Here is a 12,639-nt window from a genome sequence, read left to right on the forward strand (position 1 = left end):
AGGCGCGTAAGCGCCGTCTCGAAGGACGAGGCGTGCGCGCAGGCCCAGCGCCACAAGTATAGGCGGCAGCCTGCGACGCGCGCAGAGAATCGAATTGCGGCGCGATATTGCCTGCATCCGATGTCGCGTTTCGAGCTGTAAAACAAGGAAAAGACGCGAGGCGCGACAATGAGATGAGCGGCGAAAGCCGCCAATGATTTGCACTACTACCTTCCGCCTATACTAAGCGCGACAAGGCGATGCTGTAATTTCGAACGATGGCTCGCAGGAAAACTGCACATCACGAGCGCAGCGCGCTCATGCGCCCAACGAGGCGTGCACAACAACATCGCGGAGGGAATACATGACCTTTGGAACAAGGGGCTTCTTGGCTGGCATCTCCATGATTGCGATGCTCGCCGCCGTTACACCGGGCGTTCGCGCCAACGACTCCCTGCTCAAGGCGCAATCGGATTCGAATCAGTGGGCCGTTGCCGGCCACGACTATGGCAACACGCGCTTCAGCCCGCTGAAGCAGATCAACACCGAGAACGCCGGCAAGCTGACACTCGCTTATTCGTTCTCGCTGGCCTCGCTGCGTTCGAATGAATCCTCGCCGATCGTCGTCGGCAACACGCTCTACGTTTCGAGCTCGTGGGGGCCGAAATACGTCTATGCGCTCGATGCCGCCACGGGCGTGCGCAAATGGACCTATGAGCCCGAGATCCCCGAGGACGTGCTGCAATACGCCTGCTGCGACGTGAACAGCCGCGGCGTCTCCTATGCCGACGGCAAGATCTTCGTCGGCCGCCTCGACGGCAAGTTGACGGCGCTCGATGCCGCGACCGGCAAGGCGCTGTGGACGGCGAAGGTGGTCGACTACAAGCAGGGCTCGGTCATCACCTCGCCGCCGCTCGTCGTGCGCGACAAGGTCATCACCGGTTTCGGCGGCGGCGAATACGGCGTGCGCGGGGCGCTGCAGGCCTTCGACATCAACACCGGCAAGCAGGTGTGGCAGACCTACACCGTTCCTTCGCCCGACGAGCCCGGTGGCGACTCCTGGAAGGGCGACTCCGCCCAGCATGGCGGCGGCGCGGCATGGCTGGTCGGCTCCTACGATCCGAAGAGCGACACGGTCTATTGGGGCACCAGCAATCCCGGCCCTTGGAATACGGCGGTGCGTTCGACCGGCGATGGCAATTTCGGCAAGCTGACCAACCTCTACACCGCCTCGACGCTCGCGCTCGATCCCAACACCGGCAAGATCAAGTGGCACATCCAGACCACGCCGGCCGACGCCTGGGACTATGACGGCGTCAACGAAGCGGTGCTCGCGGATCTCAAGATCGGCGGCAGCACCGTTCCGGCCCTCATGAAGGCGGACCGCAACGGCTTCTTCTTCGTCGCCAACCGGGAGACCGGCAAGGTGTTGTCGGCGGAGAAATACGTGTTCTCCAACTGGGCCAAGAAGTGGGATGTCGCCACGATGCGCGCGGTCGAAGATCCCGACAAGCGTCCCGGGCCGAACCATCCCGCCAAGGACATCTGCCCGAACCTGATCGGCGGCAAGAACTGGCAGCCGATGTCGTTCAATCCGCAGACCGGGCTCGTCTACATCCCGTCCAACAATGTCTGCATGGACTGGTCGGTCAGTGATGTCGCCTACAAGCGCGGCGTGTTCTATCTCGGCGCCGAATTCCCGACCAAGGAAGGCCCCGGCGGCTTCCTCGGCGAGCTCGTGGCCTGGGATCCGGTCGCGCAGAAGAAGGTCTGGTCGATCAAGGAAGACCTGCCGTTCAACGGCGGCACGCTGACCACCGGCGGTGGGCTCGTGTTTGCCGGCAATATCCATGGCGACTTCCGCGCCATCGATGCGAAGTCCGGCAAGGTGCTGTGGAGCAAGAATCTCGGCTCCGGCATCGGCGCAGGCCCGGTGACCTATCAGGTCGACGGCAAGCAATATGTCGCCATCGTCGTCGGCCGCACGGCTGCGCTGCCTGCGTTCCTGGGCGAGGTAGGTAAGAAGATGACGGCCGCAGCCCCCGAGGGCGGTTCGCTCTTCGTGTTCTCCGTCCAGTGACCTCGCGCGCGTATCCCCGAGGTGCCGGGATACGCGCGCGATTTTTCCAGACATGAGCTGCGGCATCGACTGAGGCCTGGTGCCGCCGCGCCTGGCTCAACCAGCGCCGGCCCAACAACGCCAAGGCAAACGCCAAGGGAGACGAGATGCGTCCGAATCATTCCGGCATCGGTGCGAGCCGACATCGCGCCATCGCAGGCCTGCTCGCATGTGCCGCCGCGGCGCTGATCGCTCCGGCCTCGCCGCTGCACGCCGACGAGGCGCCGCCGTTCCGTCTCTGCGCCGATCCGACCAACCTTCCATTCTCGAGCGATAGTCCGTCGAAGCCGGGCTTCTATGTCGAGATCGGACAGGCCCTGGCGCAGGCGCTCGGCCGGCCGATCGCCTACGACTGGTACAAATCCTATTTCGGCAAGCGCACCGTGCGCGTCACGCTGCTCGGCAAGCAATGCGACGCCATGATCGGGCTGCCGCGCTCCGAGGATTTCATGGGACCGGCCGTGATCTTCTCCAACACCTTCGCGAAGGAGGGCTATGCTCTCGTGGCCGCCAAGGGCCAGGCACCCGGCGGCATCGACGGCCTCAAGGGCAAGCGTGTCGCTGTCCAGTTCGCCAGCACGCCGCAAAACCTGCTCGCGAGCCGCGACGACATCCAGAAGGTGACGGTGCTGTCGCCCGAGGAAGGCATGCAGGCGCTCGACCAGGGCAGGGCCGATGTCGCCTTCATCTGGGGGCCGGTCGCCGGCTGGCTGAACAAGACCAGCTACAATGACCGCTATCAGATCGCGCTCACCGAGGGCGAAGGCCTGTCATGGGACGCCGCCATCGGCTTTGCGAAGACGTCGACCGAGTTACGTGATCGCGTCGATGCCGTGTTGCCGCAGCTTCAGAGCACGATTGGCGAGCTCGCGGTGAAATATGGCCTGCCGAGCGGCGCGCCGGTTCGCTTCGACGGGATGGCTGTGGAAACGACGACGGGGACGGGAACCGGGGCCGGCGTGGCGCAGGTCGCCAATGTCGTGGCGACCGAGACCAAGGGCGACGCGACCGCGCCGGGCACCGAGGCCGCCGGCGCGGGCAAGGAGATCTTCAACGGGACCTGTGCGCACTGCCACGGTCCCGACGCGATCCAGAGCGAGCGGAAGATCGATCTGCGGCTGCTGCGTCACCGCTACGGCGACGAGATGCGCGACAAGTTCTGGACGACCGTGCATGAGGGACGACCGACCAAGGGGATGCCGGCCTGGAAGGAGGTCTTCACCGACGACCAGTTCGACAGCATCTATTCCTTCCTGCTGACGGTCCAGTCCGAATCGAACGACTGAACGATCTTGACCGAACCCGATCGGGAGGATGTGCTACCGTCCATCCGGCATCATCCCGGCGCCGGAGGGGCGCCGCATGGTTCTGCCTCTTCCGCCATGGCGGTGGATGCCTGTACGATGGACTATTCTGCGGTGCAGTCCTGCGAAGGCGCCATGACCAGCTTCCTGATCATCGACGATCATCCGCTGTTTCGCGAGGCGCTCGGCAATGCGGTGCGGCTGGCCTTGCCGGAGGCGCGGATCTTCGAGGCGATGTCGATCGAGGATGCCCTTCATGTCCTGATGGCAGAGCAGGGCGAGGGCATCGACCTCGCGCTGCTCGACCTCCTGCTGCCGGATGCGACCGGCTTCTCCGGCTTTTTGCGCTTGCGCGAGGCCTATCCGCGCCTGCCTGTCGCCATCGTGTCGAGCGACGAGGACCAGCGCGTCGTCCGCGAGGCGCTGGAGCTGGGGGCCGCCGGCTATCTGCCGAAGTCGATGTCGAAGCGCGAGCTGGCGCAATCGATCGAGGGCGTGCTGAAGGGATCGGTGTCGGTGCCGAAGGATTTCGTGGCGGCGCCGCAGCGGCGGCGGGCCGAGGCCAGCAAGGCGCTCGAGGTCAAGCTGCGCGAGCTCACGCCGCAGCAGCTTCGCGTGCTCGATCTGCTGCGGCGCGGCTATCCGAACCGGCAGATCGCCCAGGAGCTTCAGCTCGCCGAATCCACGGTGAAGGCGCACATCACCGAGATCTTGCGCAAGCTCGGCCTGTTCAGCCGCAACAAGGCGATCATCGAGATCGGCAAGGTGGACCTGCCCGATCCCAAGGCCCGGCCCTATGCGCGGGCCGACCGCGGGCGGCCGCAATGACGCGTGATGACGCGTTTGACCTGGATCAAGCCGGCCTGACCCGGCTGGGACATTCTCGTTTCGACGTCGAACCCGTCGATCATCTGGGCAATCATCCAGGAATGGCTCATCCGTGATGCGATTTCTGATCGTCGAAGACCATCCGCTGTTTCGCGAGGCTCTCGAGGGCGCGCTCCAGATGGTGGCGCCGGCGGCCGAGATCCTTCAGGCGACGTCGATCGACGGCGCGCTGGAGCAGGTCGCGGCGACCACCGAGCTCGACCTCATCTTGCTCGATCTGTCGATGCCGGGCACCACAGGTCTTTCCGGCATCATCCGCATCCGCAAGGCATTTCCCAAAATTCCCGTCGTCATCGTGTCCGGGCATCAGGATCCGCAGATCATGTCCGGCGCCTTGTCGCTCGGCGTGTCCGGCTACATCCTCAAATCATCGTCCAAGCAGGATCTGGCGGAGTCGATCGGCGAGGTGCTGCGCGGCTCGGTCTGTGTTCCCGCCGCCTATCGCGCGCTTGTCCGCCCGCAACGCCCGTCCGGCCCCGCACAGGATCTCATCAGGCGCTTGCACGATCTGACGCCGCAGCAATTGCGCGTGCTCGAAATGCTCAAGCGCGGCCTGCAGAACAAGCAGATCGCCTACGAGTTGAAGATCTCCGAGACCACCGTGAAGGTCCACGTCTCCGACATCCTGCGCAAGCTCAACGTGCTGAGCCGCACCAAGGCGATCGTGGAAATGTCCCGGATCGATTTCGCGACGCTGGCGGTCGAGGGCACCACGGCGAGGCGCGAGCGGGCTCAGCCGGATCGGCAATGATTTGATTCGTCGCTTTTCGCCACGCCGGGCGTGCAACATCCGGCAGGTAATTCATTGATAAGTCAGAGCCATAGCTTGGCGTAAGATATTACCCCTACTGTGCATGGGGTTGTTTTGCGACTTTTGATGTGCGCCCGCCGCGCGCTCTAGCTCAGCAGGAACGACAGCAGCGCCCGCATCTCGGCGGGCTTGATCGGCTTCTTCAACACTTCGAGCCCGTGGAGGCTGGCCTCCTTCGCCGCCTGTTCGGAATAGTCGGCGGTGATGATCATGGCGGGGGTGTCGAGCTTCAACTGCTCCCTGACGTCGGCAATGGCCGACAGACCGCTCTCGCCGTGATCGAGATGGAGGTCGGCAATCACGACATCGGGCGCACCGCCGAGCTCGCTGAGGCGCACGAGCGCGTCCGCGGCCGACCGTGTGGTCGCGACGTCGCAGCCCCATCCCTCCAGCAGCGCGGCCATTGCCTCCGAGCCGTTCGGATCGTTCTCGATCAGCAGGATCTTGGCGCCTTCGAGCCCGCTATAATTGTAGGGCCGCTCGGCGAGCTTGACCTCTTGCACCTCGTCGTCGACCTCGGCGAGGTCGGCCGGCCCCAGCTCCAGGGTGAAGGTCGATCCCCTGCCGAGTTGCGACGACAGCCGCACCTCGTGCCCGAGCACGGTTGCGAAGCGGCGGACGATGGAGAGGCCAAGCCCGAAGCCGGCCTGGTCGGTCGCAATGGCCTCGCCGCGCTGGAATTCGCGGAAGATCGCCTCCTGCTGCGCCTGCGCGATTCCAGGTCCGGTGTCGGAGACCTGGACGCAGATCTGGTCGCCCCGCGGCCGGCATCCCATGACGACACCGCCGCTGCGGGTATAGCGGATGGCGTTGGCCAGCAGGTTCTGCAGGATCCGGCGCAGCATCATTGCATCGGACCTCACCGCGAGCCCGGAGCTGCGGATGCGCAAGGACAGGCCTTGCCGCGCGGCGATCGGCTCGAACTCGTTGCGGAGCTGCTCGAACAACGGCGCCAGCGCGATCGCGCGCACCTCTGGCTTGAGCGCCCCGGCGTCGAGCTTCGCGATCTCCAGCAGCGACCGCAGCAGGTCCTCCAGCATCACCAGCGAGCGGTCGGCCTGATCGATGAGCAGGCCCGCCTCCTGCGATTCCATCATCTCGGTCAGCGCGGACAGGGTCAGGCGCGCCGCGTTGAGCGGCTGCAGCAGGTCGTGGGTGACCGAGATCAGCACCGAGGATTTCAGCGAGCTTGCCGCTTCCGCCTGCTGCTTGGCGCGGTAGAGCCCCTCATTGGCGCGCTCGACCGAATGCAGCGCCTCGCGCAACTGGTGCGTCCGGTCGCGAACCTTGTGGTCGAGCGCAATGGCGGTTTCGAACAATGAAAAGGCGTTGAGCTGCTGGTCCATCGAGCGCTCGACGCGCGACATCAGCGCGGCATTGATCTTCCTCAGCTTGGCAGCTTCCCGCTGGAGCTGCTCGACGGTTTGCGGATCCTGCCACGTCTCCGTCACGCGGTGCGCCTTCCGATCGCGACGCCCGTGAAGGTCTGGTTCACATGCATCGAGCCGAACTGCTCGCCATAGGTGTGAAAGCCGACCACGCGGTTCTGCCGGTACAGTTCGGACATGTCGCGGGCGAGCTGGTGCTGCTCGGCGTCGAGCCGGCGGAGCAGGCACTCGAAGCCGATATAGAGCGAGACGTCTCCGATCTGGTCGTGGATGTCGGCAAACGTCTCGCGGGTCGCGCCGACCAGGCTTCGCGACGTCGCCGCCGTCAGCACCATGCCCTCGTCGATGGCGCAGAAGAAATGCAGGGAGCCGTCCGGTTCGACGCGCTGGATCGACCGCGCGTAATAGGAGCCGCCGACGCGCACCAGCACCGGGTGGGACGCAAAGGAGAACGGATCGAGCTTGGCGTCCATGATGCCGACCACACGCGAATATTCCAGTGCGGCGGGCTCTGCGTTCAGCTCCCTGACCGTCCGATTTTCGATGTCGGCCTCGGTCACGACCATCTTCTGCGCCCGCGGCTCGAAATTGTCGCACTTGAAGACGCGGAACGGCAACGATGTGTTCAGCAGGATCAGCAGGGCGGCATTGGTGTGCGCCTTGCCGTCGACGAACACCCAGGTCTTCTCGAAGCGCATCCCGTCGCCCGCGGACCCGCCGACGACCGGAATGTCGTCCAGCGAGGCATAGATCGCGGACATCACCGCTTCTTCGCGGCGGCACAGGCCGTCGATCAGGACCAGGCCGAAGGGACTGCCGCGGTCGACCTGCGGGGTGGCCCGCAACAGCTCGTGCCGGAGCTCGCCGCCGATCCTGCGGCCGTCCTCGACGCGGAAACTGTCGAGGTTGAAGATGGGCCGCACCGCGGCGGAGAAGTCGGTACGGCTGAACGCCAGCGCCACGACGCTGTTCTCGTCCCAGCCGTCGGGGGCAAGCTCGCCCGCGGTGGTACAACCGCAGACCTGGGTCTCATCGAATTGCCGGGTGATCTCGGCGATGAAGTGATGGGGGTCGTAGCTGGGGGAGAGGAACACCAGGATCAGCGCCAGCTCGTCGGAGGGGAGCTGGGCCGCCAGTTCGGCCACGGCTTCATCGACGCTCGCAGCCTTCGACTTGGCCACGGCAACGCCAGACGCACCGCCAAACCGAAAATCGGTTTGCCCCACTCCGTTTCTCCCTCGAGGCTCGGTCTAACGCCAAGTGCCTGATAAGTATTCGAGCGTAGGGCGTTTTCCGGTGAGCCGCAACACGGCGTCCGACCCCGGCAAGGCCGGTGGAGGAGCTCTCCATCCAGGAGGCAGACCGGACGGATTTACCACCCCTTGACGATTCTGCCTTAATTTTGCGCACGGTTCGGAAAGGGCTGCTTCCGGGCCGCAGAATCACTGCAAGAACATGAGCTGGGGGTTGGGAATGTCCGGGCGTATCGCGTCGCCGTCTAAGCGCACATTATTGCCGACGCTCAGGTTCCGCGCAAAAATCATTCTCGGCTTCGCCGCCGTGCTGGTGATCTCCGCCGGCAGCATGGCCTTCTCCTATTTCGGCTTCGAGCGGGTTGCCTCCGGGGTCGGATCGTACCGCAGCAGCGTGTCCGAGGCCGATCTTGCCCGCAACATCGACCGCGAGCTGCTCGCCTATCGTTCGGCCGTCAAATATTTCGTCGTTACCGGCAAGGAAGACGACGCCAAGGCGGCGCTGGATGCTGAAGGCAGCCTGAAGAACGCCATCGACCGGGCCGTCAAGAGTGCCAAGAAGCCGGCGCGACAGGAGAGTCTCAACAAGCTCGCCAAGGAGTTTTCCAACTTCTCCGCGACCTTCGCAAAGGTGCTCCAGGCCAAGCGCGACAGTGCGCTGCTGGTGCAGAACCAGCTCGGCCGCAACGCCAACCTCCTGAAATACAAGCTCGACGACATCGGCAACAACGCGTCCGACGCCGAAGCACAGGCGATCGAGTTCGGTACCAAGCAGGTCAATGCCCAGTTCCAGACCGCGAGCGCGGCGGCGACCAATTTCGTGCTGACGTCCGACCAGGCGATCGCCACCAGCGCGCTGGCGCGGCTGAAATTCGTCGAGAACTCGCTCGGCGCGGTCTACTCCATGGACGACAAGATCGTCGCCGGCCTGAAGGATGCCAAGGCGCTGCTCGGGGCCTATCGCGAAGCGCTGGAGAAGCTGATCGCCAACGCCAAGCTGGTCGATGACCTCGTCACCGAGATGAACGGTTCGGCCGGTGCGATCCTGCAAGGCGCGACCGCCATGAAGGCGGACCTCGTCGCCGAGCAGCAGCGGCTGGATTCGGAGTCGGAGGCGACCATCGGAAAGACCGAGCAGCTGGTGCTGATGCTGGCCGTCGGCGGCACGCTGTTAGGTGCGATCCTCGCCCTCCTGCTCGGCACCGGCATCTCGCGTCCGATGATCGCGATGTGCAAGGCGATGCGGGAGCTGGCCTCGGGCAATTTCGACGTCGTGCTGCCGGGTCTCGGCCGCAAGGACGAGATCGGCGAGATGGCCGGCGCGGTCGAGGAGTTCAAGGTTCAAGCGGTGGCCAAAGCCGAGCGCGATGCCGCCGCCAGCGAGGTCCAGAACCGGGAGCAGGCCGCAAGCCGCCGCGCCGAGCTGATCCGCTTTGCCGACGATTTCGAGAGCGCGGTCGGCGCCATCGTCTCCAACGTCTCGGCCTCGGCCGTGCAGCTGGAATCGGCAGCCTCCACGCTGACTCGCACCGCCGAGACCACGCAGAGCCTGTCGAGCCAGGTCGCCGGCGTCTCCGAGCAGGCCTCCAGCAACATGCAGTCGGTCGCGACCGCGACCGAAGAGCTCTCGGCCTCGGTCGAGGAGATCGGCCGCCAGGTCCGCGATTCCAGCCGGATCGCCGAGGCCGCCGTGATGCAGGCCAAGGAAACCGACGGCCGCATCGGCAAACTGTCGCATGCCGCCCAGCAGATCGGCGAGGTGGTCAAGCTGATCACGGCGATTGCCGAGCAGACCAACCTGCTCGCGCTCAACGCCACCATCGAGGCCGCCCGGGCTGGTGAGGCCGGCCGCGGCTTCGCGGTGGTGGCGAGCGAGGGGAAGTCGCTGGCGAGCCAGACCGCGAAGGCCACCGACGAGATCTCCTCGCACATCGCGGGCATGCAGGGCGCCACCGCCGAGTCGGTTGCCGCGATCAAGGAGATCGGCGCCACCATCGGTCAGATCTCGTCGATCTCGACCTCGATCGCGAGCGCGGTCGAGCAGCAGGGTGCGGCCACCCAGGAGATCGCCCGCAGCGTCCAGACCGTCGCCCAGGGCACCCAGACCGCGGCCACCGATATCGGCGAGGTCAACCGCGGCGCCGCCGAGACCGGCTCGGCCTCGGAGGAGGTGCTGAACTCGGCCAAGACGCTGTCCAGCGAAAGCACCCGTCTCCGCGCCGAGCTCGACCGCTTCATGGCGAATATCCGCGCGGCGTAGGGGGGCGCGACCTGGAGTCTGCGCTATCGCCCCACACTCCGCCGTCGTCCCGGACAAGCGCGTCGCTTTGCTCCGCTTGTCCGGGACGACGGCGGAGGCTGGCGCGGCAATCGATTTGTAACGGTCCGGGAAAGCGCACCTTAACAATTCACCGCATCACCTCACCGCCAGTTGCGGCGCCACAAATTTACCACAGCTTATCCTTTGCCCCGTAACGTGCCGGGGAGTCGGGAAGCGGGCTGCTTCCGGGCTGCGCCTGGTTTTCCGCGAATGGAATGGGGTGGGGGAATGTCGGTCAAGTCCAAGTCGAGCCAATCGAAGTCGAGCCAATCGAAGTCGAGCCAATCGAAGCTGCCAACGCTGCGGTTTCGCGCAAAAATCATCCTCGGCTTCGTGGCGGTGCTCGCCATCCTCGCCGTCAGCATGGCATTTGCCTATTTCGGCTTCGAGCGGATCGCAGGCGCCGTGGCATCCTACCGCACCAGCGTATCGGAAGCCGACCAGGCGCGGACGGTCGATCGCGAGCTGATCGCCTATCAGGGACTGGCACGGGCCTATACCCTGACCGGCGCTGTGGATGACGAGACCGCAGCCAAGGCCGCTGAAGGGAATCTGAAGAGCGCGATCGCCAAGTCGATGGCTGCGACGACCGGCGCGGCCCGCCGTGAGCAGGTCGGCAAGCTCGAGGCCGAATTCCAGAGCTTTACGAAAGTCTTCGGCGAGATCATCACGCTGACGCGCGAGAACAACAAGATCGCGGCCGACGAGCTCAACAGTGTCGGCAACAAGATCCGCTTCAAATTCGACGATCTCGCCGACACCGCAGCGCTGGCGGGCCTGAACTCGGTTCAGACCACGGCCAAGGATGTCACCTCGCAATATCTGGCGGTCTCCACCTCGGTCAGCGCTTTCGTGGCCAAGCCGGAGCCGAAGACCGCCGACGGCGTGATCGCCCGCATCAAATTCCTCGAGACGTTGCTGGTCTCCATCTACGCGAACGACCAGAAGATCACGGATCGCGTCAAGGAGATCGGCGAACTCTTGAAGCAGTATCGCACCTCGTTCGCAAAGCTGACCGAGAACGTGAAGGTCATCGTCAAGCTGAACGGCGAGATGACCAAGACGGCGGCGACCATCCTCAAGCTCTCGGCCGAGCTGCGTTCGGATCTGACCGCGGACCAGCAACGCATCGAGGCGAGCGCCAATGCGACGATCGGAGAGACCGAGCAGCTGATGCTGATACTGGCGCTGGGCGGGCTGGCCGTGGGCACCGTGCTGGCGTTGTGGCTCGGCAACGGCATCTCGCGTCCGATGATCGCGATGTGCAAGGCGATGCGGGAGCTGGCCTCGGGCAATTTCGACGTCGTGCTGCCGGGTCTCGGCCGCAAGGACGAGATCGGCGAGATGGCCGGCGCGGTCGAGGAGTTCAAGGTTCAGGCGGTGGCGAAAGCCGAGCGCGATGCCGCCGCCAGCGAGGTCCAGAACCGGGAGCAGGCCGCAAGCCGCCGCTCCGAGCTGATCCGCTTTGCCGACGATTTCGAGAGTGCGGTCGGCGCCATCGTCTCCAACGTCTCGGCCTCGGCCGTGCAGCTGGAATCGGCAGCCTCCACGCTGACCCGCACCGCCGAGACCACGCAGAGCCTGTCGAGCCAGGTCGCCGGCGTCTCCGAGCAGGCCTCCAGCAACATGCAGTCGGTCGCAACCGCGACCGAAGAGCTCTCGGCCTCGGTCGAGGAGATCGGCCGCCAGGTCCGCGATTCCAGCCGGATCGCCGAAGCCGCCGTGATGCAGGCCAAGGAGACCGACGGCCGCATCGGCAAACTGTCGCATGCCGCCCAGCAGATCGGCGAGGTGGTCAAGCTGATCACGGCGATCGCCGAGCAGACCAACCTGCTGGCGCTCAACGCCACCATCGAGGCCGCCCGCGCCGGTGAGGCCGGCCGCGGCTTTGCGGTGGTTGCGAGCGAGGTGAAGTCGCTGGCGAGCCAGACCGCGAAGGCCACCGACGAGATCTCCTCGCACATCGCGGGCATGCAGGGCGCCACCGCCGAGTCGGTTGCCGCGATCAAGGAGATCGGCGCCACCATCGGCCAGATATCGTCGATCTCGACCTCGATCGCGAGCGCGGTCGAGCAGCAGGGCGCCGCCACCCAGGAGATCGCCCGCAGCGTCCAGACCGTCGCCCAGGGCACCCAGACCGCGGCCACCGATATCGGCGAGGTCAACCGCGGCGCCGCCGAGACCGGCTCGGCCTCGGAAGAGGTGCTGAACTCGGCCAAGACCCTGGCGAGCGAAAGCAACCGCCTGCGCGCCGAGCTCGACCGCTTCATGGCGAATATCCGCGCGGCGTAGGGGGCGCGACCTGGAGTCTGCGCTATCGCCCCACACTCCGCCGTCGTCCCGGACAAGCGCGCCCTCAGGCGCGCGTAGATCCGGGACCCATACTCCCAGGGCGCAGTTGGGACGGACGGTGGTAACTCCGAGTCTTCGCCAAACGATTGCTGCGGAGTATGGGTCCCGGATTGCATGTTGTTGGCGTCTTCCTGATGGAAGATCTGACGCCGGCGGGACCTCGCGGTCCCGGAAGATCTTGACGATCGTGCAGATCTGGAGGCCCGCCGGCGCTTCTGGGTCCGG

The 12,639-nt window shown here is 65.4% G+C and carries 8 protein-coding genes; 6 read left to right on the forward strand and 2 right to left on the reverse strand.

Going from position 1 to position 12,639, the window contains the following annotated elements; translation table 11 throughout:
- Positions 1-343: 343 nt before the first annotated feature.
- The 4 genes from CVM73_RS36290 (at position 344) to CVM73_RS36305 (ending at position 5,041) form a co-directional block, all read left to right on the forward strand.
- The gene (locus CVM73_RS36290) at positions 344-2,059 is read left to right on the forward strand and encodes a PQQ-dependent methanol/ethanol family dehydrogenase (protein WP_100236542.1); all 1,716 of its coding nucleotides are present in this window, start codon (positions 344-346) and stop codon (positions 2,057-2,059) included.
- A gap of 146 nt (positions 2,060-2,205) precedes the next feature.
- A complete protein-coding gene (locus CVM73_RS36295) occupies positions 2,206-3,384 on the forward strand; it encodes a c-type cytochrome (protein WP_167407264.1) in 1,179 nt (392 codons plus the stop codon).
- A gap of 153 nt (positions 3,385-3,537) precedes the next feature.
- On the forward strand, positions 3,538-4,230 hold the full coding sequence (locus tag CVM73_RS36300) for a response regulator (protein WP_100236548.1): 693 nt from the start codon (positions 3,538-3,540) through the stop codon (positions 4,228-4,230).
- Positions 4,231-4,345: 115 nt separating this feature from the next.
- On the forward strand, positions 4,346-5,041 hold the full coding sequence (locus CVM73_RS36305; protein WP_167407267.1) for a response regulator: 696 nt from the start codon (positions 4,346-4,348) through the stop codon (positions 5,039-5,041).
- 146 nt (positions 5,042-5,187) lie between these two features.
- Here CVM73_RS36305 and CVM73_RS36310 read toward each other — a convergent pair whose 3' ends face one another.
- Both CVM73_RS36310 and CVM73_RS36315 read right to left on the reverse strand, forming a co-directional pair.
- Positions 5,188-6,552: a hybrid sensor histidine kinase/response regulator gene (locus CVM73_RS36310; RefSeq protein WP_100236544.1), complete on the reverse strand. Its 1,365-nt coding sequence runs from the start codon at positions 6,550-6,552 to the stop codon at positions 5,188-5,190.
- Positions 6,549-7,715: an FIST N-terminal domain-containing protein gene (locus CVM73_RS36315; protein WP_100236545.1), complete on the reverse strand. Its 1,167-nt coding sequence runs from the start codon at positions 7,713-7,715 to the stop codon at positions 6,549-6,551. The genes CVM73_RS36310 and CVM73_RS36315 overlap by 4 nt, the downstream gene beginning before the upstream one ends.
- A 247-nt stretch (positions 7,716-7,962) precedes the next feature.
- On the opposite strand from CVM73_RS36315, the gene CVM73_RS36320 reads away from it, so the two are divergent.
- Together CVM73_RS36320 and CVM73_RS36325 are read left to right on the forward strand one after the other, a co-directional pair.
- Positions 7,963-10,002, forward strand: coding sequence for a methyl-accepting chemotaxis protein (locus tag CVM73_RS36320; protein ID WP_100236546.1), 2,040 nt, complete (start codon positions 7,963-7,965; stop codon positions 10,000-10,002).
- 288 nt (positions 10,003-10,290) lie between these two features.
- Positions 10,291-12,354, forward strand: a complete 2,064-nt coding sequence (locus CVM73_RS36325; protein WP_245452531.1) for a methyl-accepting chemotaxis protein — start codon at positions 10,291-10,293, stop codon at positions 12,352-12,354.
- Positions 12,355-12,639 lie beyond the last annotated feature (285 nt).

Source organism: Bradyrhizobium forestalis, from assembly GCF_002795245.1.
Lineage (GTDB): Bacteria > Pseudomonadota > Alphaproteobacteria > Rhizobiales > Xanthobacteraceae > Bradyrhizobium > Bradyrhizobium forestalis.

Bases quoted from the DNA above. Each gene is read 5' to 3' on its own strand.
- CVM73_RS36325 (WP_245452531.1), top strand. From the start codon at position 10,291: ATGTCGGTCAAGTCCAAGTCGAGCCAATCGAAGTCGAGCCAATCGAAG.
- CVM73_RS36295 (WP_167407264.1), top strand. From the start codon at position 2,206: ATGCGTCCGAATCATTCCGGCATCGGTGCGAGCCGACATCGCGCCATC.
- CVM73_RS36305 (WP_167407267.1), top strand. From the start codon at position 4,346: ATGCGATTTCTGATCGTCGAAGACCATCCGCTGTTTCGCGAGGCTCTC.
- CVM73_RS36290 (WP_100236542.1), top strand. From the start codon at position 344: ATGACCTTTGGAACAAGGGGCTTCTTGGCTGGCATCTCCATGATTGCG.
- CVM73_RS36320 (WP_100236546.1), top strand. From the start codon at position 7,963: ATGTCCGGGCGTATCGCGTCGCCGTCTAAGCGCACATTATTGCCGACG.
- CVM73_RS36300 (WP_100236548.1), top strand. From the start codon at position 3,538: ATGACCAGCTTCCTGATCATCGACGATCATCCGCTGTTTCGCGAGGCG.